The organism is Kribbella alba, from assembly GCF_039529635.1.
Classification (GTDB): Bacteria; Actinomycetota; Actinomycetes; order Propionibacteriales; family Kribbellaceae; genus Kribbella; species Kribbella alba.
In genome coordinates this window covers 26072-50189 of sequence record NZ_BAAANE010000012.1, presented here as the reverse complement: position 1 = coordinate 50189, position 24118 = coordinate 26072, and the positions used below count along the sequence as shown (strand labels likewise).

Here is a 24118-nt window from a genome sequence, read left to right as displayed (position 1 = left end):
GGTAAATCCCCTTTAATCCACCAGGCGTTGCCGATCGGCTCGCTGCCCGGTCACGGGCTCGCGAGCGGATCGGTGCTGCCGTCGCACCCGAGAACAGGACCGTTCGATGAGCGATAACACTCCCAACTGGTCTTTCGAGACCCGCCAGATCCACGCCGGCCAGACCTCCGACCCGACCACCAAGGCACGGGCGCTGCCGATCTACCAGACCACGTCGTACACCTTCGACAGCACCGACCACGCGGCCAGCCTGTTCGGGTTGCAGGAGTTCGGCAACATCTACACCCGGATCCAGAACCCGACCCAGGATGCGGTGGAGCAACGCGTCGCCAGCCTCGAAGGCGGCACGGCCGCGCTACTGGTCTCGTCCGGCCAGGCGGCGGAAACCCTGGCCCTGCTGAACGTCGCCGAGGCCGGCGACCACATCGTCAGCAGCCCGAGCCTGTACGGCGGCACGTACAACCTGTTCCACTACACGTTCCCCAAGCTCGGCATCGAGGTGTCCTTCGTCGACGACCCGAACGACCTCGAGTCCTGGCAGGCGGCGATCCGCCCGAACACGAAGGTGTTCTTCGCCGAGACGATCGCCAACCCGAAGAGCGAGATCCTCGACATCGAGGGAGTCGCCGGCATCGCCCACTCCTACGGGGTCCCGCTGGTCGTCGACAACACCGTCGCCACGCCCTACCTGATCCGGCCGATCGAGCACGGCGCGGACGTCGTGGTGCACTCCGCCACGAAGTACCTGGGCGGGCACGGTACGGCGATCGCCGGTGTCATCGTCGACTCCGGCAAGTTCGACTACGCGGCCGACCCCGAGCGGTTCCCTGGCTTCAACCAGCCGGACCCGAGCTACCACGGGCTCACCTACGGCCGGGATCTCGGCGTCGGCAGCGAGCTGGGCAACCTCGCGTACATCCTCAAGGCGCGGGTCCAGTGGCTGCGCGACCTCGGCCCGGCGGTCTCGCCGTTCAACGCGTTCCTGATCGCGCAGGGTCTGGAGACGTTGTCGCTGCGGATCGAGCGGCACGTGGACAACGCGATCAAGGTGGCGCAGTGGCTGGAGGCGCGCGACGAGGTGGACGGCGTCGCGTACGCGAGCCTGCCGTCGTCGCCGTGGCACGCGCTGGCCGAGAAGTACGCGCCGCGCGGGGCGGGTGCCGTGGTCGCCTTCGAGATCAAGGGCGGCATCGACGCGGGCAAGCGGTTCGTCAACGCGCTGCAGCTGCACAGCCACGTGGCCAACATCGGTGACGTCCGGTCGCTGGTGATCCACCCGGCCTCGACCACGCACAGCCAGCTGTCGGCCGAGGACCAGCTCGCCTCCGGGGTGACACCAGGCCTGGTCCGGCTCGCCGTCGGCATCGAGCACATCGACGACATCCTGGCCGACCTCGAAGTCGGGTTCGCCGCCGCCAAGTCGGCCTGAGGACCGGACTGATGAGCCGGGATCGTCCGTCCGCCGGCCCACCAGGTCAGGTGGCCGGCGGGTGGCGGGCGGGCGATCCTGTCGCCGCGCGGCGGTTCGCCCAGGTCGGGGAGCTCCAACTGGACAGCGGCGGCACGCTGCCCGGCGTACAGGTCGCGTACGAGACCTGGGGACGGCCGAACGCCGCCCGGGACAACGCCGTCCTCATCTGCCACGCCCTGACCGGGGACGCGCACGTCGTCGGCCCTGCCGGCCCGGGGCAGCCGACCCCGGGCTGGTGGGACGGCCTGGTGGGCGAGTACCTCGATCCTGACGACTGGTACGTCGTGGCCGCCAACGTGCTGGGCGGTTGTCAGGGAACCACCGGGCCGTCGTCCCCGGGCCCGGACGGCAAACCCTGGGGCAGCAGGTTCCCGTCCATCACCATCAGGGACCAGGTGGCAGCGGAGGCCGGGCTGGCGTCGGTGCTCGGCATCGACCGCTGGGCCGCGGTGATCGGCGGCTCGATGGGCGGCATGCGCGCGCTGGAATGGCCGCTGATGTTCCCCGACCGGGTGGTGACCGCGGTGGTACTGGCATCGACCGGCTACGCCACGGCGGAGCAGATCGCGTGGTGTGCACCTCAGCTCGCCGCCATCGAGTCCGACCCGTTCTGGCTCGGCGGCGACTACTACACCGAGGGCGTCGCGCCGGTCGCGGGACTTGGCATCGCCCGGCGAATCGCCCACGTCACGTACAGATCGGAGTACGAGCTGGCCACCCGGTTCGGGCGCAGACCGCAGGGCGACGGGCGGTTCGCGGTCGAGTCCTATCTCGACCACCACGCCGCGAAGCTGGCCGCCCGCTTCGATCCGGGCTCGTACGTCGTGCTCAGCCGGGCGATGAACAGCCACGACATCGGCCGGGACCGCGGCGGCCTAGAGGCTGCCCTGCACGGCTTGAAGTCACGCTTGGTGGTGGCAGCGGTCGACTCCGACCGCCTCTATCCAGCCCGCCTGTCCAGCGAACTGGTCGATGCCTACCCCGACGCCGGCCCCCTCCACCTGATCAAATCCCCCTACGGCCACGACGGCTTCCTGATCGAACTGGCCCAGGTCGGCACCCTGATCGCCGACTCTCTCGGCGCGTAGGGTCCGATGGGTGGAGGAAATGAAGGTCGCGTTGGCGGCTGATGACGAGATCGCGAACCACTATGACGAGTTGCCGCTGTGGTCGGCGCCGTTCGGGCAGCTCATCCTCGAGCACGTGCCGCTCCGCCGTGGGCAGACGGTGGTCGACATCGGCGCAGGCACAGGCTTTCTCGCCGTCGAGCTCGCCCAGCGGTGTGGCAGCGAGTCGCGGATCATCGCGGTCGATCCGTGGGCGGAGGCGATGGCCGTGCTGCGACGGAAGGTCGACTACCTGAAGTTGTCGAATGTCGAGCTGGTGATCTCGGACGCTGCGGAGCTCGCCCTGCCGGACGGGTCGGTCGACGTGGTGGTGTCCAACCTCGGCATCAACAACTTCGACAACGCGGCAAGAGTCCTCTCCGAATGCCATCGCGTACTACGGCCAGGTGGTCGCCTGCTGCTGAGCACCAACCTCGTGGGCCACATGGCCGAGTTCTACGACGCCTACCGGCAGGTGCTCGACCAGTTCGGCCTCGACCTCGTGCCGCTTGACCGGCACATCGACCACCGCGCGACCATCGGCAGCACCGCGGCCCTGCTGGAGGCCGCGGGATTCGTCACGAGCTTCGTGGAGAGCTCGTTCCGGATGCGCTTCGCCGACGGCACCGCACTCCTGAACCACTACTTCATCCGGCTGGGCTTCCTCGACGGGTGGAAGTCGATCGTGCCGGCCGAGGACACCGACCGGGTCTTCACAGCTTTGCAGGCCGAGTTGAACCGTCGCTCGGAGGCGACGGAGCTCTCCCTCACCATCCCGACAGCCTGCTTCGATGCTGTCGCTCAGCCCTTCGGCCAGGCCGCCCAGGCGGAGGCGAACATCTCGTCGACCGTGTAGGTGTTCTTCCACTCCAGGTCGCGCGCGGCGAGTTCGCCGGAGGCAACGACCCGAGAGGGGTCGCCCGGGCGACGAGGTCCTTCGGTCGGGGTGAAGTCGATCCCGGTGACGCGACGGGCCGCGTCCATGATCTGGCGGACCGACGTCCCGGTCCCGCTGCCCAGGTTGTAGACCGGCTCGAGCGTCTTGCCCGAGTCGAGGGCCCGCGCCGCGGCCACGTGCGCCCGAGCCAGGTCGGCCACGTGCACGTAGTCCTTGACGGACGTGCCGTCCGGCGTCGGGTGGTCCGTGCCGTAGATCTGCGGGATCTTCCCCTGCGTCAGCAGGTTGCAGACGATCGGGAACAGGTTGTACGGACTCGCGTCGTACACCTTCGGGTCGCCGGAGCCGACCACGTTGAAGTACCGCAGCGAGGTGTGGTTCAGCGGGACGGCCTTCGCCTCGTCCCGGAGCAACCACTCGCCGACGAGCTTCGTCTCACCGTACGGGCTCTGCGGATCCGGGGCGGTCTGCTCGGTCACCACCTCGTCCTTGGGCGTGCCGTAGACGCCTGCGCTGGACGAGAACACGATGTTCTCAACGCCTGTGTCCGCCATCGCGTTCAGCAACGAGACCATCGCGGTGACGTTCTGGGTGTAGGTGTGCATCGGCTTCTCGACCGAGACCCCGGCGTATTTGTACCCCGCCAGGTGCACCACGCCGCTGACCCCGGCCAGCGCCTTGCGCGTCGCCTCGCCGTCGAGCAGGTTCGCCTCGACGAACGGCACCCCTGGCACGAGGAACTCCGGCTTCCCGCTGGACAGGTCGTCGATCACGACGACGTCGATCCCGTCAGCCTGGAACGCGCGCACCACATGCGCCCCGATGTACCCGGCACCACCAGTCACGAGCCATGTCATGTCCGGCATCCTCTCATCAGCCCCCAACCGGGTCGGCGGGCAGTAGCATCCTCGGATGATCGGACTCGTCCTTGCCGCGGGAGCCGGGCGCCGCCTGCGTCCCTATACCGACACCTTGCCCAAGGCACTCGTGCCCATCGACGCGAAGACCAGCGTCCTCGACCTGACCCTGGCGAACTTCGCGTCGGTCGGGCTGACCGACGTGGCGATCGTGGTCGGGTACGCCGCGGAGGCGATCGAGGACCGGCGCAAGGAGCTGGAGAGCCGGTATGGCGTGACCCTCGAGCTGGTCTACAACGACAAGGCCCTGGAGTGGAACAACGCCTACTCCCTCTGGTGCGCGCGAGATCTGTTCGGCCAGGGGATGCTGCTGGCCAACGGCGACACGGTCCACCCGGTGTCGGTCGAGCACACCCTGCTGGAGGCTCGCGGCGACGGCCGGCGGATCATCCTCGCCCTGGACGCCGAGAAGCCGCTGGCGGACGAGGAGATGAAGGTGATCTGGTCTGCGGAGAAGGGGGTCGAGCGGATCACCAAGCTGATGGAACCGGCCGACGCGACGGGTGAGTACATCGGGCTCACCCTGGTCGAGCCGGCGGCCGCTGAGGATCTGGCGGACGCGCTGCGCACCACCTGGGAACGCGACCCGAACCTGTACTACGAGGACGGCTACCAGGAACTCGCGAACCGGGGCCGGCGGATCGATGTCGCCCCGATCGGCAGGGTCGACTGGGTCGAGATCGACAACCACGACGACCTGGCCAGGGCGCGAGAGATCGTATGCCCCTCCTAGCCCGGATGATCACCGCGCCGCTGGTCGTCGAGGTACGCCGCGGTGCTCTCGCCGAGCTGGGCACGATCCTCGCCGACCAACGGATCTCCACCTCCGGCCGGGTGGCGATCGCGGTCGGTTCGACGTACGGGCCGACTGTGCAGGAGGCGTTCGCGGGCGGGCTCGCCGGGGCGGACTGGTTCTCGGTGCGGGGCGGCACGATCAACGCGGCGATCCAGCTGGTCGAGCAGGTCCGCTCCCAGCGGTACGACGCGATCGTCGGCGTCGGCGGTGGCACCGTGCTGGACGTGACCAAGTTCGCCGCCGCCCGGCTGGGCCTGCCGATGGTCGCGGTGGCCACCAACCTCGCGCATGACGGCATCGCCTCGCCGATCAGCACGCTCGACAACGACGCCGGTCGCGGCTCGTACGGCGTACCGGCGCCGATCGCCGTCCTCGTCGACCTGAATCTGATCGCGCAGGCGCCGCCAAGGTCGGTCCGGTCCGGGATCGGCGAGATCGTCTCGAACCTCTCCGCGATCGCCGACTGGGAGGCCGCGCACGCCTTGCGGGGCGAGGAGATCGACGGACTCGCGGTGTCGCTGGCACGGACCGCGGCGCAGGCCGTGATGAACCACCCGGGCGGCATCCTCGAGGACAGCTTCCTCGCCACGCTGGCGGAAGGACTGGTGCTGTCCGGCATCTCGATGGTCGTCGCCGGTACGTCGCGGCCCTCATCCGGCGCCTGCCACGAGATCTCGCACGCGATCGACCTGCTGCACCCCGAGCGGCGCGGGTACCACGGCGAGCAGGTCGGGCTCGGGGCCGCGTTCGCGTGGTTCCTGCGCGGCGATCTCGACCGGTTCCACGCGACCGTGGACTGCCTGCACCGGCACGAGTTGCCGGTCCGGCCGTCGGACCTCGGGTTCAGCCTGGAGGAGTTCGCGGCCATCGTCGACTACGCGCCGCAGACCCGGCCGGGCCGGATCACCGTGCTGGAGGAGTCGTCCTTGACCCCGGCCCGGATCGCGGACAAGGTCGCCGCCTTCAACGACCACGCCTACGCCCGGATCAGCTCCGACGGGGCGGCCATGCCCGAGGGCGTCGTCCTCGACTGAGGCCCTTCCACCAGCGAGGATCGAGGCGAGCCGACCCTCTGGAGGATCCTGTGAGCCCTCAGCTCGACTGGCCCGACTGTCGCAACGTCCGCGATGTCGGCGGGCTGCCGACGGCGGATGGTGGGCGGATCCGCGACGGCGCCCTGATCCGTGCGGACAGCCTGCAGTTCCTGTCCCCCGAAGGCGTCGAGGTGGTCCGGCGGGCCGGGGTGAGCCGCGTCCTCGACCTGCGCTCGAAAGGGGAGCTCACCGGCTTCCCGACCCCGTTCACCGAGGACCTGCTGGGCCTGCACATGCCGCTAGCGGACCCGGCGGATCCCGACGCGGGCGCGACCACCATCGTCGGTGCCTGTATCGCCATGCTCGACCTCCATCCGGAGCTCTTCGCCGCCGCGGTGCTTGCGATCGCCGAGGCACCCGACGGGGCCGTGGTCGTGCACTGCTACGGCGGGAAGGACCGCACCGGCATGGTGGTAGCCCTCGCGCTGAGCGTGGCCGGCGTACCGGAGGAGGAGATCGTCGCTGACTACTTCCTCACCCAGGAGCGGCTCGCTCCCTACCTGGCCGAGCAGCTCGCTGCCGAGCCGGATGCGTCCCTGCACCCCGAGATGATCGAGTTCCGCGACACCCGGGCGGAGTCGCTGGTCGCCATCCTCGACCACCTCGACAAGGCCTACGGCGGCCCTGAGGCCTACCTGCGCCACGGCGGCCTGACCACCGAGCAACTAGCGGTACTGCGCTCCCGCCTGGTCGCCTGAGCGTCCACGGGCTGGGACGGCTGCACGGAACGACGCGGAAAAGTTAGCTTTGTCTATTGGCTTAGTCAACTTGTTCTGGAAGGTGCACCATGAGCGTGACCGACGAACTGCTCGCCAACGCCGAGCGGTATGCGGCGAACTTCGACAAGGGCGACCTGCCGTTGCCTCCGGGCAAGCACGTCGCCGTGGTCGCGTGCATGGACGCGCGGCTCAACCCGTACGGCCTGCTCGGCCTGTCCGAGGGTGACGCCCACGTGATCCGCAACGCCGGCGGCGTGATCACTGCGGATGAGCGACGCAGCCTGGCGATCAGTCAGCGATTGCTCGGCACCAAGGAGATCATCCTGATCCACCACACCGACTGCGGCATGCTGACCTTCACCGACGACGAGTTCAAGGCCGCCATCCAGGCCGAGACCGGTCTCAAGCCGGACTGGTCGGCGGAGGCGTTCCCCGACGTCGAGGAGGACGTCCGGCAATCGCTGCAGCGGATCGCCGCGGACCCCTTCATCCCGATCAAGGACTCGGTCCGCGGCTTCGTCTACGAGGTGGAGACGGGCAGGCTTCGCGAGGTCAAGGACTGACGGCGATCGCTGCGTCACCGAGCGATTGCGGTGACGCGGTGTGCGGCCTGCGACGCGCCTGAAACGGTTCAGGGGGCTCCGATGTCAGATCTTGGGCCCTGGCCCAGTAGATTGGCCCGCATGTCAACCGCCGCCGAGTCGGCCAAGACCGCTGAACTGGCGGCAATGGCCGAGCGCTATGGGTTGTCCAGGAGTTCGGCACGACCGCCGCTCCGGACCTACCTTCGTGACCTGTGGGGCCGTCGCCAGTTCATCGTCAGCTACGCCCGGGCCCGTACCTATGCCGTCTACGCGGGGGCCCGGCTGGGCTCGATCTGGCAGGTCCTCACCCCGTTGCTCAACGCGGGCGTCTACTACCTCGCGTTCGGCGTCCTGCTCGGCACCAAGAACGGCATCCCGAACTACGCCGCGTTCCTGATCTGCGGCATGTTCGTGTTCACCTACACGCAGCGGTCGATGACCGAGGGGTCCCGCGCGATCTCGGCGAACATGTCCCTGATCCGCACCCTGCACTTCCCACGGGCCACGCTGCCGCTGGCCTACGTGGTGAACGAGCTGAACCAGATGTTCCTCTCGATGGCCATCCTGCTCGCGATGGTGGGCTTCACCACCGGGCCGAACTGGCACTGGCTCCTGCTGGTCCCGGCCCTGTTCCTGCAGACGCTGTTCAACGTCGGCGCCACCCTGGTCTTCGCCCGGCTCGGCGCGTTCCTCAGCGACATCAGCCAACTGCTGCCGTTCATCACCCGGACCTGGCTGTACGCGTCCGGCATCTTCTTCTCGATCCCGGCCAAGCTGGAGGGGCTGCACGCCCCCGGCTGGGTGATCCAGGTCCTGTCGCTCAACCCGATCTCGGCGTACATCGACGTCGCCCGCCGTGCGGTGCTCGAAGAGCACGTCAAGAACCAGCTACCGCACGCCTGGGAGATCTCGATCATCTGGGCCGGGATCTCGGTCGTCGGCGGATTCATCTACTTCTGGCGTGCGGAGGACAGGTATGGCCGTGGCTGAGACGGCAGCTCCGACTCCGGCGGCTCCGGCCCCGGCCTCGGATGCTGTCCCCACTGTGATCGCCGACAACGTCAACATCATCTACAAGGTGACCGCCGGCACCGGCGGCAAGGGCACGGCCGCGAGCGCGTTCCGCCGGATCCTCAAGCGCCAGGACCGCCCGACCATCCGCGAGGTGCACGCGGTCAAGAACGTCAGCTTCACCGCGTACAAGGGCGAGGCGATCGGCCTGATCGGCCGCAACGGCTCCGGCAAGTCGACCCTGCTGCGGGCGATCGCGGGCCTGTTGCCGCCCGCCTCCGGCGCGATCTACACCGGCGGTCAGCCGTCCCTGCTGGGCGTCAACGCGGCCATGATGAACGACCTCACCGGCGACCGGAACGTAGTACTGGGCTGTCTGGCGATGGGCATGTCCGCGGCCGAGATCGAGGAGCGCTACGACGACATCGTCGAGTTCTCCGGCATCGGCGACTTCATCGACCTGCCGATGTCGACGTACTCGTCCGGCATGTCGGCCCGGCTGAAGTTCGCGATCGCCTCCGCCAAGACCCACGACATCCTGCTCGTCGACGAGGCCCTGGCGACCGGTGACGCCGAGTTCCGGGTCCGCTCCGAGCAGAAGATCAAGCAACTCCGCGACGAGGCCGGCACCGTCTTCCTGGTCAGCCACAGCCTCGACGTCGTCCTGGACACCTGCAACCGCGCCATCTGGCTCGACAGGGGCATTCTTCGCATGGACGGCGATGTCAAAGAGGTCGTAGACGCCTACAACCAGGAAGCCACCGGCAAACGCTGAGTGACAGCCGATGACGTGCCAGGAAGCCCCCCATCCGACCGCTTTCCGGACCGCGCACAGTTAAGCCTGCTACGGAGTAGTGACGGTCACGACCAGATACGTGTCGGTCGCGCTGTGGTCGCGGCTCGCCGTCGCCAGGACGAGCTTGTAGGGCGGCCGACGGAACGTGGTCGGGGACTCGCGCGTGAAGCCGGCCGCCGTGTAGAAGTCGGCAGTCGACCTCGTCACCTCGTCAGCCGTACCGTTCATCAGGAGCTCGACGCTCCAGCCGCCCGGTCCGCCGGTGGAGTACTGGATCGGGCCTGCCGGCAGGGAGACGTCGGCGGGCCAGGCGGTCGGCAGGCCTGCGGGCTGAGGCCGCCCCGCGGCGTCTGATGGACCGCCACCGCCATGACGACCGCCATGACGACCGCCGTTCGGCGTCGGAGCTGAGGCGGTGGTCATGGCGGGAGCCGGCGCGACGGCCCGCTGCGGGGTCGAACCGCAACTCGCGCAGAGCAACACACTGAGCACGACGGCGGCTGCCCACGCGGATCTCTTGGTGTGCATCCGTAGTTCCTCCCCTTGCAGCCTGACGGGACCGGGAGGCCGGAAGGCCCCCCGATCCCGTCAACCGGTGGTGCGGATCGCTCAGCTCACCACGGGCTGGGCGTCAGCGCCCCGACGCTCGGGCCGATGGCCGACGCCGTGGTCGCCCCTTCGCCGTTGCGGAGGAAGGGCAGCTGCCACAGGTCGTTCGCCACCAGCGGGTCTCCCGGCTTCACGTTCTCCGGGAAGATGTACTCGAACACCGGAGCGGTGTACTCCCCGGCCTGGAGACCGTTCGCCACCACGGGGGCGTTGTTGAGGCAGGCGTCCAGCGCGGCCTGGTCGATGGTCGGATCGGTCGCCGACACGGCCTTCGGCTTGCACAGCGTGCGGACTGCCACCCGGACCGTCCGGGTCGGCTGGTTCAGCAGCAGGAGCACGGCCTTGGTGGCCCGGATCCTGGCCCGCTGCGGTTGCGGGCCGGTGTTCTGCGTCGTGAGGCCACCCGTCGGGTCTCCCGCGATCGCCGGCGTCTGGTTCTCGCCGGTCATCTCGTAGGGGGTCACCCAACGGTTCTTGATCGCGCCGGTGCTCGGGTCGACCTGCGGGTAGTAGATGTCGACCGGGGTCTTGACGTCGGTCGTGGAGGCCTCCAGGAAGATGCGATTCTGGGCCTCCTGAGCGGCGCCGTTGACGCCGTTCGCGACCGGGTCACCGGTACCGACCCCGAACTCGCCGATCGCGAGGTAGCTGGGCTGGGTGCCGGGCTGGGTGTAGATGCCCAGGTTGGCCTCGATGGTGTGCGCGGAGATGCCGTCCACGGTCGAGCCGTCCACGAGCGGAAGCGCCACCCTGGTGCCGGCGAAGCTGACGTAATCGCCGATCTCGAACGGTGCCTGCTGCCGCGGGTCCGGCGTGTTCGCCGGAACGACGCCAGTGGCCGGCACGGCCGGCATCACGAACTCGGTGCAGTACTGGTTCGCAGGCGTCTGGGTCAGCTCGCCGCTGGCGGGTAGGGCGACGCCGGCGTTACCGAACAGTCGGCACGCGGCCACTGCGGGCACCGGAGCGTTGTTCACCGTCGTGGCCTTGCGCGCCGGCCGGTTCTGCTGAGGGCAGGCCGCGTCGTCCGGGCCTGTCGTCGGGTCGGTACGCGGGATGCACATCGGGTAGCCGGTACCGGCGTGGATGGTCGGGTTGGCCTGGTCGACGCTGAACCGCCCGTCCGGTGACTGGCCGGCGCTGTGCCGGCCGGTGTCGGCACCGGTGGCGTCCTTGATCGTACCCGTGGTCTTCGGGTCGTTGATCTGCACGTTGACCGTGCCGGCCGCCCCCTTGAGGTTCTCGACCTTGAGGATCCCGTTCGCGTAGTCGATGCCCGTGACGAAGCCGCTCCCTCCGTTGAGGGTCTGCTGGGAGGTGTACATCAGCGCCGCGATATTCCTGGTGACCCCGTCGGCGTTGTTCGTGACGACGTTGCCGACTGCCTGCAACTCGAGGCCGTCGAGCGGGACCTTGCCACCCTGGTAGGTCACGAAGTCTGCCCACGTGAAGGTATTGGCCGGCATCTGGATGACCAGGTTGCAGGGAACGGTGATCTCCAGTCCGTTGAGTGTCACCGACCCGCCGAAGCGGCTGGCCTCGGCCTCGTTCGGGCACGAGGAGTTGTCGGCGACCGCGTTGCTGATCACGCCGGTGACGTCGAAACCGTGCAGCGTTGCCGTGTTAGCAGTGAAGGCCGGGTCACCGAGCCGCGGCACCTGGAGTGGGACGGGTGCGACGGCACCCTTCACCGGCGGCTTACCGGTGCCCCCTTGCGCGTTGGCTTCACTGATCCCTACCGACAGCATGGCGATGATGACTGCGGCTACGACAGTCATCAACCTGTAGCGATCCCCCCAGCGCCGACGTGTTCTTGCAATCATGTTTGTTCCCCCCACTTGGCACGGACTTGTTACGCGCAGATGGACCCCACGCCCTAGCCTTAACAATGCCTCCTAGCAGCGGGTCTATATACCCCCGCCGTGAGGAGATCGGCAGCTACCCAATCGGAGGGGAATTTCTGAGAGTCTGCTGAGTAGCAGCGCCCAAGTCGTGCTTGTCGGATAGAAGCCCACGAGGTGCGCGCTGCTGGTGAATATGACCAGCGGCACCCGGTGATGAGAGCTCTGGACCGGGGCGATCGCGCTGCATCTGAAGGAAAGGCAGGATCACCGGGACCAAGCCCTGCCGCGTCGGTGATACCTCACAGCTTGGTTTGCCCTTGGTGGAATTGGAGGCACGCCGCCGAGATCGGAAGCTATTTGTGGGTCGAGGGGAACGTCACCGCGAAGAAGAATTCTCCGCAAAACAGCCAAACCCTCGGATTACCTGGCTTGTTACCGCGTGAAAGGTAGTCGCCCACGGCGAAAGATCTACGCAAATCAGTTTGTGCATCAGGGCGACGTACCGACGGACAGGTAAAGGTCGCCGGATCGGTTCACCACGCCGGCGCTTCAGGCGGTACGCCGCGCCTGGCCGGCACTACTTCCTGTCGGTCGGTACACCCGGCTCCGCGACCCGAGGAGCCCAGGGCGGAAGCGTCGACGGAGAAGGCGCGTGGGGTTGCCGGCCGGCGTACGAGGGCTAGTACGACTAGCCGTAGTTCGTGATGATGCCTTTCGGCAAGAGGCCGCGGAGGGCGGGGTGGGTGCGGCCCTGACCAAGAGTGGGGACCTGGGACAGGTAGTCGGGACCTTGAACACGTTATTTCGTGTCCGCGGTCCCTATTTGGTGTTCAAGGTCCCCACTTCGTGACCGCTGGTAGTGCGGGCCTGACCCCGCAACATCACAAACTCCGGCTGTAGGGCTAGGCGTTGTGGGGAGCCAGTGCTGGGCCGGTAGGACGTTCCTGGAGGCCGATGATGAAGCCGAGGCCCCAGGAGACGTGCATGGTGGCGCAGACCAGGGGCAGCCAGAAGATGGCTCTCCAGGGGAGGTAGCGGCCCTCCATGGCGGAACCCAGCAGGAGCAGCACGCCGTAGCCCAGAGGCGCCAGGAAGCCCAGGTCGAGCCAACTGACGCCGGTGGCGAGGCCGACGATGCCGAGAACCGTGCCGATCGTCAGCAGGACCACCGCGACCGGCGGGGCCAGGTAGCGCTTGTTGGCGGTCTCCGGGTGCCGGCGAATCACCTCGCGACGCCATTGGCCGGTGTGGAAGAACTGCTTCGCCACGGCAGCCAGAGATGACCTCGGCCGGTACGTGACGGACAGGTCGGGGCTGAACCAGATCAGCCCGCCGGTCTTGCGGATCCGATAGTTCAGTTCCCAGTCCTGGGCCCGGTGCATGGACTCGTCGAATCCCCCGACCCGCTCCAGCGCAGTACGCCGGAAGACGCCGAGGTAGACCGTGTCCGCGGGTCCGGCCTTGCCACCCTGGTGGAAGGTGGAGGCGCCCAGGCCGAGCCGGGACCGGTAGGCGCAGGCCACCGCCATCTCGAAGGGGGTGCGCCCCTCGGCCGCCATCACGCCGCCGACGTTGTCCGCGCCGCTCTCGGTCAGCACCTCGACCGCCCGGGTGATGTAGCCCTGCGTCAGCACGCCGTGGCCGTCGACCCGTACGACGATGTCGTGGCGGGCCTGGGAGATCCCGGTGTTCAGCCCGGCCGGTGTCTTGCCGGTCGGGTTCGGCACGATCGTGATGCGCTTGTCGGAGTCGGCCAGCCGATCCGCGATCTCCTGGGTGCGGTCCTTGCTCGGGCCGATCGCCAGGACGACCTCGAGCTCGCCGGGGTACTCCTGGTCGAGGACGCGGCCGACCGCTTCCTCGAGGTGACGTTCCTCGTTCAGGACCGGCATCACGACGGACACCGGGGGCCAGTGGGACAGAGCCATATCAGGTCAGGCCTTACAGATCGAAGCGACGTCTTCGACGTCGGTGGTGGGCTTGGACGGGGTGGAACTCGGCTTGCTCGGCTTCTTCGTCGGGGTGCTACTCGGTGTGTTCGACTTCTTACCGTTGCCGTCCGAAGCCGCCTTGTCCAGCGCTTCGGACTTACCGATCGCCTCGGCGACCTTGGAACGGATCAGGCCGAAGTCCGGATCGCCGGTGCGGATCAGCGGCGGGACCGGCGAGAAGCTTGACACCGGGAGCTTCTTCGAGTCCAGCGCGAGGTCTGTCATGGTGCCCAGTTCGCCGGCCGGGACGTTGGTCTGGACCACCTCTTTACTCGCCGAGGCGATGCTCTGGAACTTGGTCAGCACCTTCTGCGGCGACAGCTGGTTCAGCATCGCGGTCATCACGCATTTCTGCCGGGTCATCCGTTCGTAGTCGCTGGCGCCCGCCCGGGACCGCGCGAACCACATCGCATGGTACCCGTCCAGGTGCTGGTTCTTCCCCGGCTGGATGTAGCCCTTGATCGGGCTGCCGATACCGCCGATCGGCACCTTCTTGCCCACGTCCACGGTGATCCCGCCGACCGCGTCCAGCAGGTGCTGGAACCCGGCGATGTCGATCAGCACGTAGTAGTTGACCTTCAGCCCGGTGAGCCCCTCGACCGCCTGCTGGGTCGCGAGCAGACCGGGCTCCTTCACCCCCGGGAAGAACTGCTTGTGTCCCATCGCCCAGGTGTAGACGCCGTTCAGGTAGCAGTCGTGGCCGCAGTTGTTCCACTCGAACCCGTTCGGGAACTGCTTGGCCATCTCGGTGCCGGCCGGGAACGGCACCTTCGCCATGTTCCGCGGCAGCCCGATCAGCACCGTGCGGCCGGTGTTCGAGTCGACGCTGGCCAGGGTGATGCTGTCGGGCCGGGTGCCGATCCGGTCGGCGCCCGAGTCGCCACCGAGCAGCAACACGTTGTAACGGCCCTTGTCCGCCTTCGACTTCTGCCCGTTGCCGAACACGCTCGCCACGAAGTCGCGCTGGGCGGAGACGATCGTGCTCCCCCAGAAAAGAGCGCCCACGACCAGAACGACCAGGACGCCGTCGAGGATGCTCGTGGTCAGCCGGTGGTTCCGTTCCAGGGTCAGCGGGCGGCCGAGCCGGTAGGCGTCGACGAACAGTGCGGCCCAGCCGATCGCCAGCAGGACCATCAGGATCTGCACCACTCGCAGGGTGCGTGGCGAGACCAGCAGGTTGATCGTGCCCGACCGCCAGACCAACGACAGCAGGATCAGGAAGACCACGATCGCGACGATGCCGCCGATCACCCGCCAGGCCCAGCGGCCGGCCCGCTTGCTGCCGGCCGCGATCTGTGCCGAACCGGGCAGGATCAGCGTCATCAGCAGCAGCGTCAGCGCACGTTTGAACCGAACCGGCTCAGCAAGGTTGCGCAGGTCACGCTTCTCCTGCGGCATGACGTCCTTCCGTTCTCCGTACGGCGCGTTTGGTGCCGGTACTCCCCCGGGACGGCGTCTCCCTGTGCCGGTATCGCGTCGTTCAGTATGGCCATGGCACCACGACCACCTTGTCAGGCGCGCCGCCGTGCACCTTCTTCCCCATCCCACCACCTGGTACGACGTGGTGGGTGGTCAGATGGTTCGAGCGGGGCGGATCCGGAGACTGAGGGTAACAGCCCCCACACGGAGAGAGAGCGGCGAACTCCCCTGGACGTGCGCGCGGGGCGCAGCCGGGAATCCCCGGGTGCGCCCCACGCGACAGGGCCGTGCATACCGCTAGCTGGCGGTCACTCCGGCGGCCTCGAAGTTGTAGGTCTTGGCGTTGTAGACCAGCTTGTCCACCGCGCCGTGGAACTCGTAGTCCCGGCCCTTGCCGACCGCCAGGCTGATGACAGCGGCGTCTTCGCCGCCGTCGTTCAGTGCGGCCTGCAACTCGGTCCAGGTGCACCGGGCACCGTTGATGTTGCACGGCATGTCAGCGCCCGTCAGACCCCAGACCTTGCCGAGGCTGTCATCGGTGGCGTCCAGCGCAGTCCAGACGTTGCTGGTGCTGTTGTTCGGCGCGAACACCATCGACGAATAGGTGCGGGTGCTGCCACTGATGTGCGGGTTGATCTCGAACGTGATCGACGGCATGTTGTTGCCTCGGGCGGCGTTCTCCCCGGTTGTGTAGACCGAGACACCCAGCTTCGAGATGTCCTTCACGAGGTCACCGGTGAAGTCGACCTCGTTGCCGAACGACGCCTTGTCGGCGGCAGACGGGGTGTCGATGTTCAGCGCACCGTCGCCCAGCGGGGCGGCGGTGCTGGTGTTGCCGAGTTCGGACCGGCCGTTGCCGAGTACGTTCCGGTTCAGCGGACCCCAGTGCTTCAGGTACGTCGGGCCGGACGCGTTCAGCTTGGCCTTGAGGGCCGCATTCAGGTCGACCTCGCCGAGCGCTCCGTCCTTCACGCTGTTGGAGGTCACTGTGTTGTCCCACGTGCCGGTGAACCATTTGACGACATCGGGGTTGATGTCGGCCCCATAGATCGTGCCGTCCTTCAGGTGCCAGCCGGTGATGCTGCCCTGGCCGAGCGGCGTGCCCGCGGCGATCGTCTTCGGAGTAGGTTCGGCCGCGTCGGCCGACGAGCTGACCAGGATCCCCCCACCGGCCGCCGCAACAACCGCGACGGACACGGCAATGACCTTCTTGGTGATACGCAAGATGTTTCCCCCATCTCGAGTCCCCCAGGCATCGTCGCCCAAGGCAACCTCAGGAGTTAAGCACAAGTCCTGAACCTGCGGGAGATCGATTTCTACAACAATGTGCAAAATCCGCAGAGTCGGAGGAAAACCTCCGTTCTGGTGCGGGGACGAAGATTTCACGGAGTTGTAATGGCCCGCGGCCGTGGTGATCGGATACGAAGAGTCCTAGGGTGACTACGCCCTGCTTGCAAACCCATCGCAAGCAATCTTTCCCGTGAGGACAGGAAACCGCCCATGAGACTGTTCCGTTCCCTTACCGTGTCCGCGATAGCGGTCAGCACAGTGCTGCTCGGCGGCAGCCAGGCGCTGGCCGTCGAAGCAGACCAGGCCGCCACATCCCCGGCAGCCAAGGCCCAGCCAGCAGCCGCAGCCGCGCCCGGCGCCGACTTCACCGGCATCGCCGCGCTCAGCAACTGCTCGGCCTCGCTCGTCCGGTACGCCGAGTCGGTGTCGACCGACAGGGCCCTGGTGCTCACCAACGGGCACTGCTACGAAGGCGGGTTCCTGAACCCGGGCCAGGTGCTGGTGAACCGTGCATCCACCCGGTCGATCACGTTGCTCCGGCCGGACTCCAGCCGGGCCGGCGCCGTCCGGGCCAGCCGGATCCTCTACGGCACGATGACCAAGACCGACATGATCGTGTACGAGGTGAACGAGTCCTACGCCTCGATCAAGTCACGGCTGAACGTCAGCCCGCTCACCCTGGCCAAGCAGGGTCCCGCGGACGGCGCCGGCATGGCCGTGATGTCGGGCTACTGGAAGCGGATCTACACCTGCTCGGTGCAGGCGACCATCCCGGAACTGCGCGAGGGCGACTGGACCTGGAAGAGCTCGATCAAGTACCGCCAGCCCGGCTGCGAGACGATCGGCGGTACGTCGGGTTCACCGGTGGTGAGCACCACCACCGGTGAGGTGATCGGTGTGAACAACACCGGCAACGAGGACGGCCAGCGCTGCACGGTGAACAACCCGTGCGAGGTGGATGCGGCAGGCAACATCACGGTGGATCAGGGTGCGGCTTACGGGGAGCAGACCTGGTGGCTCTACACCTGTCTGACCGCCACGCGCACGATCGACCTGAACAGGGCCGGCTGCCAACTGGTGAAGCCCGCGGCCTGATCACGCTGCGCAGGTACGGCGGTCGCCTGCCACGGCCGCCGTACTGCGAATTTTCGTGAAAGGGTGATGCTGCCCACTTCCGATCAGGTATGGTCGCCGCCCATGGCAGTCGACTCCTCCACACCCGCTCAGGCCAGCGCCGATCGATGGCCCAGCCCCCTCGGCGTGCGTACACGGCTGATCGCGTCCAGCGCGCTGATGCTGTTCCTCGAGCTCGCGCTGATCCGCTGGACCGGCTCGAACGTCGTGCACCTGAGCTACTTCTCGAACTTCGTGCTGCTCGGCTCGTTCCTCGGCATCGGGATCGGCATCCTGCGATCCAGCCGGGCGAAGCGGCTTCCGTACTACTCCCCGGTGATGCTGGGCCTGCTGGTCGCGGTGATCGCCTGGAAGCCGGTAACGGTCAACCGCGGCAGTTCGTCGAGCGTCATCTACTTCACCAGTCTGAGCACCACCGGACCGCCGGTGTGGGTGATCCTGCCGATCATCTTCGTCGCGGCTGCGGTCGTTCTGGCCGGACCGGCCGAGCTGGTCGGCCGGTGCTTCGCCGAACTGCCCCGGCTGACCGCGTACCGGTTCGACCTGATCGGCAGCCTGATCGGCATCGTCTCCTTCACGGCGCTGTCGTTCCTCGGCGCTCCGCCGATCTGGTGGGGCCTGATCGTCACGATCGCTTTCGTGGTGCTGATGGTTCCGCAAGCCAAGACCCCTGCCACGACCACTGCCAAGACGACTGCCAAGACCACCGCCATGGCGCTCAGCGCGGCGTTGGTGCTCACGCCGCTGGTCGTGATGCTCGGCGTGCTGTTCCACGAGTCCACCCAGCCGGAGAACAGCTGGTCGCCGTACTACAAGGTGCAGACGAGCTCGACCGAGTTCCGCAACACGCCGGTGCTGACGATCACGGTGAACGGTGTGCCGCACCAGCAGGCCATTCCGGCGGAAGCCAGGCTGCAGTGGGAGTCGCAGTACGGGCTGCCGTACCAGCGGGCCGCGGCGGGGAAGCAGCCGGACAACGTGCTCATCATCGGCGCGGGCAGTGGTACCGACGTCGCGATCGCGCTGAGCAAGGGCGCCAAGCACGTCGACGCCGTCGAGATCGACCCGCGGATCCGCGACATCGGCCGCGAGCGGCACCCGGACCACCCGTACCAGGACCCGCGGGTGTCGTCCCACATCGACGACGGGCGGGCGTTCCTGTCGCGCACCGACACGAAGTACGACCTGATCCTGCTGGCCCTGCCGGACTCGCTGACGCTGGTGAACGGCGCGAGCTCGCTGCGGCTGGAGAGCTACCTGTTCACCGAGGAGGCGTTCAAGAGCGCGCGGGAACACCTGAAGCCGGGTGGCGCGTTCGCGATGTACAACTTCTACCGCGAGACCTGGTTGATCGACCGGCTCGCGTCGACCGCGCAGAAGGCGTTCGGGCACGTCCCCTGCGTCGACAAGGAGGGCGGTGACCTCCAGCAGGCCGTCATCACCGCGGGGTTGACGGAGGCTGACCAGTCCTGCGGTACCGCCTGGGCCGGGCCGACTGCGATCACGCCGCCTCCTGCGACGGACAACCGGCCGTTCCTGTACCTGTTCACGGACCGGATCCCGTCGCTCTACCTGGTGACGCTCGGGTTGATCCTGGTGGCCGGGCTGATCGGGGTCGGGATCGCGGGCGGCGGCTCGTCGTACCGGCGGATGCGGCCGTATGCGGACCTTTTCCTGCTGGGCGCCGGATTCATGTTGCTGGAGACCAAGAGCATCACCGGGTTCGCGCTGTTGTTCGGAACCACGTGGGTGGTGAACGCGATCGTGTTCGCCGGCGTGCTGGTCGCCGTACTGGCTGCCGTCGAAGTGACGAGGCGGTTCAAGACACCACCGCTGAAGGTGATGTACGTCGTGCTGTTCGCGGGGCTGGCGTTGAGCTGGGTGTTCCCGGACAGCTGGTTGCTCTCGATGCCGGTCGGGTTGCGCGCGCTGGCCGCGGTGCTGATCGCGTTCCTGCCGATCTTCGCGGCGAACGTGGTCTTCGCCAAGCGGTTCACCGATACGGCCGACGGCACCGCGAGCTTCGGCGCCAACCTCCTCGGCGCCATGCTCGGCGGCTGCCTGGAGTACGCCGCGCTCCTGATCGGCTTCCACGGCCTCCTCATTGTCGCCGCCGTCCTGTACGCCGGCGCCTTCCTCCTCCGCCCGAAAACCCTTACGAGAGCAGCAGCCTGAACGACCGACACCGCGGGTTGAGCGTCAGCTGTCTTGCGGTCGGTCGTCTGGGCGTGGGTCCGCGCCCGGGTCGGGGCCGGTTCGGTAGGTCGGGAAGGTGTTGCTCGGGCGGTTGGTGCGGCGGCGCCTCACCAGGGCGAGGATCAGAAGGACCAGGCCCAGCCCGAAGAAGATCAGGACCGAGCCGATCAGGCCGAAGATCGACACGACGAAACCGGCGACGGAGTCGCGCGGGCCGACTGCGTACGTAGTACCGGTTTCGTCGTCGGCGCAGCTGATGACGTAGTCCCCCGGCGGCACCGGTTTCACCGAGCGGACGACCACATACCAGGTCTCGGAGTTGATCGTGAGCAGTTCTGACCCGCTGACCGGGCTCAGCGGCACGTCGGAGCCGTTCGAGTCCTTCGCCTCGCAGGTCGGCGACAGCACCGGCGTGGAGCTGTAGACGGTCAGCCCGTCCTTCTCGAGGTGCACCGTGCTCTCGCCGATCGGTTCCGGCGACTTCGGCGCGGTCTGCACGATCCGCCAGGCGAACAACCCGGCCAGGACCAGCCCGATCACGAACGAACCGACAGCGAACCAGATCAGGGTCCGCCGAGGTGGCGCGGGCTGCACTGAGTCACTCGTCATACCCGAACGCTAGCTGCCCGCAGTGATCTCACGGTACGCCGAGCAGCCGCAATCCCGCCGCGGTGGCTGCGGCTGCCACGACCACCAGCACGAACGGCGCTTTGCGCAGCGCCAGTACGCCGCCAACGAGCACTCCGGCCGGACGGGCGATCCCCGCTGCGCCGTGTCCGTCGGTCAGCGCGGCGGTCGCCACCAACGCGGCGAGCAGCACGACCGCGGCCGCCGCCAACACCTTCTCCGCCCGCTCGGGCAGCTCGAACCGCGTCCGCATCATCGGACCCGCGATCCGCAGCGAAAAGGTGCCCACGGCAAGTACCAGGATCGCGACCAGCAACGTCATCGGACTGCCCCCGGTTCGGGGGCCTGCTGCTCGGCCCGGTAGAAGATCAGCCCCACCAACGCCAGCAGCACAGGCAATCCGGCCGGCAGGAAGGGCGCCGTCGCCAACGCGACCCCCACGCCGACCAACACCGCAGTACGGGTCGATCGGTCCCGCAAGGAGGGCAGCACCAGGGCCAGCAGGACGGCGGGGAATGCCGCATCCAGGCCGAACGCGTCGGTGTCGGTGATCACCGAGCCGGCGGCCGCGCCGAGGACTACACCGAGGTTCCAGCTGACGAAGATCCCGAGCCCGCAGGCCCAGTAGGCCGCGCGCCGGCGGCGGTACTCGTCCTGGCCGAGCGCGAATGCGGTGTTCTCGTCGATCAGCAGGTGGCTCGCGACCACCCGCCGCCAGCCCTTGCCGAGCACATCGCTGAGCGCCAGCCCGAACGCCACGTGCCGGGTGTTCACCAGCAGTCCGGCGATCACCGCCGCGACGGGACTGCCCCCGGCCGCGACGATCCCGACGAAGAGGAACTGGGAGGCGCCGGCGAACACCAGCAGGGAAAGGACCACCGGGACCCAGAGCTGGAATCCCCCGCCGACGCTGATCGCGCCGTACGACAGACCCACCACGCCGTCGGCCACGCAGACCAGCGCGACGTCGCGCAGCAACCCGCGATCCAGTGTTCGCCATATCGAACGCATGGGTTTTATGATGAACAGGAGCCGGGCGTTCGTCAAGCCGAACGGGTAGACCGATGGAGCGAACACAGATGGACAGCAAGGCACCACTCGACGTGATCGCGGCCTCGCTGCGCCGGGAACGCTCACGCGCGGGTCTGTCGCTCACCGAGTTGGCGAAGCGCGCGGGCATCGCGAAGTCGACCCTGTCGCAACTGGAGTCAGGCACCGGCAACCCCAGCGTCGAGACGCTCTGGGCGCTCTCAGTGACGCTGGAGATCCAGTTCGCCGACCTGCTCGAACCACCGCGCCCCAAGGTCCAGGTGATCCGCGCGGGCGAGGGCCCGGCGATCCGGTCCGAGCAGGCCGACTACCGCGCCACACTGGTCGCGAGTTGCCCACCGAACGCCCGCCGCGACATCTACCGCCTCGACGTGGCTCCCGGCCCGGGTCGCGAGTCCCAGCCGCACATGCCCGGCACCGTGGAACACGTGGTCCTCAGCACCGGGAGGGCATTGATCGGCCCGCTCGATGAACCGGTGGAGCTCACCCCGGGCGACTACATCGTCTACCCGGGCGACCACCCGCACCTGTTCAAGGCGCTGGCGCCGAACACCACCGCAGTACTGATCTCCGAGACGAGCTAGTGCTTCAGGGCTTGCGGGCGACGCCGCCGGCGATGCACTCCTCCACCTGGTTGAGCGGGTGGACGCGCGGGCCGTCCGGCCACCAGTCGTCGCACAGCACCAGGCCCGGCTCCACGAACTCCTGGTCGCCGAACATCGCCTTGATCTGGTCGTGGGTCCGGAACACGCCGCTGCCCATCGGGCTGTGGGTGAACCTGTCCTCCATCGCCCGCGCGATCTGCGAGTGCTCGGGGGTCTGCGGGTCGAGGAAGTGCGCGATCACCGTGTACGACCCGGGAGCCAGCGCGTCGACGTACTTCTTCATCAACTCGGGGCCGTCGTCGCCGAGGTAGTGGTGCAACGTGCCGTTGTGGATCAGCGCGATCGGTTGGGAGAAGTCGAGGAACTCCCGGACCTCTGGCGTGCCGAGCACCTCCTCCGGATCGAAGATGTCGGCACTGATGAACAGCGTGTTCTCGTTCTCCTCCAGCAGCGCGCGACCGTGCGCGAGCACCACCGGGTCGTTGTCGATGTACAGCACCTTGGCCTCGGGCTGCAGCCGCTGCACCACCTGGTGGGTGTTCTCGGCGGTCGGCAGTCCGGATCCGCAGTCCAGGTACTGCGTGATGCCCGCCTGGCCGGCCAGGAACCGGCAGGCCCGGATCAGGAAGTTCCGGTTCGACCAGGCGAGGTCGTTCACCTGGGGAGCCACCGTCGCGACTTGCCGCAGTACTTCGCGGTCGATCTCGAAGTTGTCCTTGCCGTTCAGTGCGGCGTCGTAGACCCGGGCGATACTCGCCCGGCTCGTGTCGACGCCCACAGGGACGGAACTGGGGGCTTTGGTGGCGTCGGGCATCGGCGACCTCGCAGGTGATGGGTTTTTCGTACGTCGGAATCGACCCTACTCAGCGTAGGGGGTCCGGCTCGTCCTGTGCGGGCGCGTCGGGGTGGACGGAGTCACCGAATGTCATGAAATGATCCTTCTCCGGGCACGCAGCGATGAGTTGAGGAGAACCGTGACGGAGTCGGGTTCGTTCGGCGGGCCGACCGCCCTGCGAATCATGCTCGGCGCCCACCTGCGCCGGCTTCGCGAGGAGGCCGGCATCAGCCGCACCGACGCGGGCTGGGCGATCCGCGGTTCGGAGTCCAAGATCAGCCGGCTGGAGCTGGGCCGGGTCGGTTTCAAGGTCCGCGATGTCGACGACCTGCTCACGCTCTACAAGCTGGACGACCCGGAGCAGCGCGAGCGGCTGCTGATGCTGGCTCGCGACGCGAACAACCCCGGCTGGTGGCAGCGGTACGACGACCTGACGCCGACCTGGTTCCACTCCTACCTCGGGCTCGAGATGGCCGCGGACCTGATCCGCACCTTCGAGCTCCAGTTCGTGCCCGGCCTGCTGCAGACCCCGGAGTACGCCCGGGCGGTCGTGCAGCTCGGGCGCGACCGTCCGCTGCCGTCCGCGGAGGTGGATCGGCTGGTGACGTTGCGGATGTCGCGCCAAGCGGTGCTCACCCGGAAGCGACCCGCCCGCCTCTGGGCGGTCATCGACGAAGCCGTCCTCCGTCGTCCCATCGGCGGCGACGCGGTGTTCCGCGCGCAGCTGGAGCACCTGCTCGAGGCGTCGCGGCGGCACAACGTCACGCTGCAGGTCATCCCGTTCGACGGGGGCGGGTACCCGGCGACGGGCGGTGCGTTCAGCCTGCTGCGGTTCAACGAGGCCGACCTTCCCGACGTCGTCTACATCGAGCACCTCACCAGCGCGGTCTACCTGGACAAGCGCGAGGATCTCGACCTCTACGTCGTCACCATGGACGCCCTTGCCGTCGCCGCCGCCCAGCCGCGCACTACGGAGCGAGTCATCAACGACGCCATCAAGCGGCTCGACTGACCCTGCCGGATGGCAGGTTCCGGGCGGTGGGCTGGCGATCACGCCCCGCTGAGAGCCTCGGGAAGATTCGTGGCCTGATCCGTGTTACCCGGGCAGCGGACAGAGAGGAACACC

The 24118-nt window shown here is 67.8% G+C and carries 23 protein-coding genes; 13 read left to right on the top strand and 10 right to left on the bottom strand.

Annotated elements, in window-relative coordinates; translation table 11 throughout:
* The first annotated feature begins 106 nt into the window (after nucleotides 1–106).
* The 3 genes from ABD210_RS29660 to ABD210_RS29650 are packed head-to-tail and all read left to right on the top strand — an operon-like array spanning nucleotide 107 to nucleotide 3433.
* A complete protein-coding gene (locus tag ABD210_RS29660; protein WP_344115968.1) occupies nucleotides 107–1429 on the top strand; it encodes a bifunctional o-acetylhomoserine/o-acetylserine sulfhydrylase in 1323 nt (440 codons plus the stop codon).
* 11 nt (nucleotides 1430–1440) lie between these two features.
* Nucleotides 1441–2559 carry a homoserine O-acetyltransferase MetX gene (gene metX, locus ABD210_RS29655; protein WP_344115966.1) on the top strand — a complete coding sequence of 373 codons (1119 nt, stop codon included), beginning with the start codon at nucleotides 1441–1443 and terminating at the stop codon, nucleotides 2557–2559.
* 19 nt (nucleotides 2560–2578) lie between these two features.
* Nucleotides 2579–3433, top strand: coding sequence for a class I SAM-dependent methyltransferase (locus tag ABD210_RS29650; RefSeq protein ID WP_344116028.1), 855 nt, complete (start codon nucleotides 2579–2581; stop codon nucleotides 3431–3433).
* Here ABD210_RS29650 and galE read toward each other — a convergent pair.
* A complete protein-coding gene (galE, locus tag ABD210_RS29645; RefSeq protein ID WP_344115964.1) occupies nucleotides 3379–4332 on the bottom strand; it encodes a UDP-glucose 4-epimerase GalE in 954 nt (317 codons plus the stop codon). The two genes, ABD210_RS29650 and galE, sit on opposite strands and share 55 nt — an antisense overlap.
* A gap of 55 nt (nucleotides 4333–4387) precedes the next feature.
* Here galE and ABD210_RS29640 point away from each other — a divergent pair, with 55 nt between their 5' ends.
* The 6 genes from ABD210_RS29640 (at nucleotide 4388) to ABD210_RS29615 (ending at nucleotide 9371) form a co-directional block, all read left to right on the top strand.
* Nucleotides 4388–5125, top strand: a complete 738-nt coding sequence (locus ABD210_RS29640) for a phosphocholine cytidylyltransferase family protein (protein ID WP_344115963.1) — start codon at nucleotides 4388–4390, stop codon at nucleotides 5123–5125.
* Between the two features lie 5 nt (nucleotides 5126–5130).
* A complete protein-coding gene (locus ABD210_RS29635; RefSeq protein WP_344115961.1) occupies nucleotides 5131–6222 on the top strand; it encodes an iron-containing alcohol dehydrogenase family protein in 1092 nt (363 codons plus the stop codon).
* 50 nt (nucleotides 6223–6272) lie between these two features.
* Nucleotides 6273–6980 (top strand): tyrosine-protein phosphatase, encoded by a 708-nt coding sequence (locus ABD210_RS29630; RefSeq protein ID WP_344115959.1) that lies wholly within the window; start codon nucleotides 6273–6275, stop codon nucleotides 6978–6980.
* Nucleotides 6981–7069: 89 nt separating this feature from the next.
* The gene (locus ABD210_RS29625; RefSeq protein ID WP_344115958.1) at nucleotides 7070–7564 is read left to right on the top strand and encodes a beta-class carbonic anhydrase; all 495 of its coding nucleotides are present in this window, start codon (nucleotides 7070–7072) and stop codon (nucleotides 7562–7564) included.
* Nucleotides 7565–7684: 120 nt separating this feature from the next.
* The gene (locus ABD210_RS29620) at nucleotides 7685–8575 is read left to right on the top strand and encodes an ABC transporter permease (protein WP_344115957.1); all 891 of its coding nucleotides are present in this window, start codon (nucleotides 7685–7687) and stop codon (nucleotides 8573–8575) included.
* Nucleotides 8562–9371, top strand: coding sequence for an ABC transporter ATP-binding protein (locus tag ABD210_RS29615; protein ID WP_344115955.1), 810 nt, complete (start codon nucleotides 8562–8564; stop codon nucleotides 9369–9371). Before ABD210_RS29620 ends, ABD210_RS29615 begins: the two co-directional genes overlap by 14 nt.
* 69 nt (nucleotides 9372–9440) lie before the next feature.
* Here the strand turns inward: ABD210_RS29615 and ABD210_RS29610 are convergent, their stop codons facing one another.
* The 5 genes from ABD210_RS29610 to ABD210_RS29590 form a co-directional block, all read right to left on the bottom strand.
* A complete protein-coding gene (locus ABD210_RS29610) occupies nucleotides 9441–9920 on the bottom strand; it encodes a hypothetical protein (RefSeq protein WP_344115953.1) in 480 nt (159 codons plus the stop codon).
* Between the two features lie 86 nt (nucleotides 9921–10006).
* Nucleotides 10007–11779 (bottom strand): hypothetical protein, encoded by a 1773-nt coding sequence (locus ABD210_RS29605; RefSeq protein ID WP_344115951.1) that lies wholly within the window; start codon nucleotides 11777–11779, stop codon nucleotides 10007–10009.
* A 968-nt stretch (nucleotides 11780–12747) separates the two neighbouring features.
* Nucleotides 12748–13773 carry a glycosyltransferase family 2 protein gene (locus ABD210_RS29600; RefSeq protein WP_344115950.1) on the bottom strand — a complete coding sequence of 342 codons (1026 nt, stop codon included), beginning with the start codon at nucleotides 13771–13773 and terminating at the stop codon, nucleotides 12748–12750.
* Nucleotides 13774–13779: 6 nt separating this feature from the next.
* Entirely contained in the window at nucleotides 13780–15234 is a 1455-nt protein-coding gene (locus ABD210_RS29595) for an LCP family protein (protein ID WP_344115948.1), read from the bottom strand.
* Between the two features lie 318 nt (nucleotides 15235–15552).
* The gene (locus ABD210_RS29590) at nucleotides 15553–16479 is read right to left on the bottom strand and encodes a hypothetical protein (protein ID WP_344115946.1); all 927 of its coding nucleotides are present in this window, start codon (nucleotides 16477–16479) and stop codon (nucleotides 15553–15555) included.
* A 276-nt stretch (nucleotides 16480–16755) separates the two neighbouring features.
* On the opposite strand from ABD210_RS29590, the gene ABD210_RS29585 reads away from it, so the two are divergent.
* On the top strand, nucleotides 16756–17640 hold the full coding sequence (locus ABD210_RS29585; RefSeq protein WP_344115944.1) for a S1 family peptidase: 885 nt from the start codon (nucleotides 16756–16758) through the stop codon (nucleotides 17638–17640).
* A gap of 165 nt (nucleotides 17641–17805) precedes the next feature.
* Entirely contained in the window at nucleotides 17806–19854 is a 2049-nt protein-coding gene (locus ABD210_RS29580; RefSeq protein ID WP_344115942.1) for a spermine/spermidine synthase domain-containing protein, read from the top strand.
* Nucleotides 19855–19878: 24 nt separating this feature from the next.
* Here ABD210_RS29580 and ABD210_RS29575 read toward each other — a convergent pair whose 3' ends face one another.
* The 3 genes from ABD210_RS29575 to ABD210_RS29565 are packed head-to-tail and all read right to left on the bottom strand — an operon-like array spanning nucleotide 19879 to nucleotide 21513.
* On the bottom strand, nucleotides 19879–20484 hold the full coding sequence (locus tag ABD210_RS29575; RefSeq protein WP_344115940.1) for a hypothetical protein: 606 nt from the start codon (nucleotides 20482–20484) through the stop codon (nucleotides 19879–19881).
* Between the two features lie 28 nt (nucleotides 20485–20512).
* The gene (locus ABD210_RS29570; protein ID WP_344115938.1) at nucleotides 20513–20824 is read right to left on the bottom strand and encodes an AzlD domain-containing protein; all 312 of its coding nucleotides are present in this window, start codon (nucleotides 20822–20824) and stop codon (nucleotides 20513–20515) included.
* Entirely contained in the window at nucleotides 20821–21513 is a 693-nt protein-coding gene (locus ABD210_RS29565) for an AzlC family ABC transporter permease (protein WP_344115936.1), read from the bottom strand. Before ABD210_RS29565 ends, ABD210_RS29570 begins: the two co-directional genes overlap by 4 nt.
* 53 nt (nucleotides 21514–21566) lie before the next feature.
* Between ABD210_RS29565 and ABD210_RS29560 the strand changes: the two genes are divergently transcribed.
* Nucleotides 21567–22136: a helix-turn-helix domain-containing protein gene (locus tag ABD210_RS29560; protein WP_344115934.1), complete on the top strand. Its 570-nt coding sequence runs from the start codon at nucleotides 21567–21569 to the stop codon at nucleotides 22134–22136.
* A 4-nt stretch (nucleotides 22137–22140) separates the two neighbouring features.
* On the opposite strand, the gene ABD210_RS29555 is transcribed toward ABD210_RS29560, so the two are convergent.
* Nucleotides 22141–22971 (bottom strand): SAM-dependent methyltransferase, encoded by an 831-nt coding sequence (locus ABD210_RS29555; RefSeq protein ID WP_344115932.1) that lies wholly within the window; start codon nucleotides 22969–22971, stop codon nucleotides 22141–22143.
* A 160-nt stretch (nucleotides 22972–23131) separates the two neighbouring features.
* Between ABD210_RS29555 and ABD210_RS29550 the strand changes: the two genes are divergently transcribed.
* Nucleotides 23132–24004 (top strand): helix-turn-helix domain-containing protein, encoded by an 873-nt coding sequence (locus ABD210_RS29550; protein ID WP_344115930.1) that lies wholly within the window; start codon nucleotides 23132–23134, stop codon nucleotides 24002–24004.
* The last annotated feature ends 114 nt before the right edge of the window (nucleotides 24005–24118 follow it).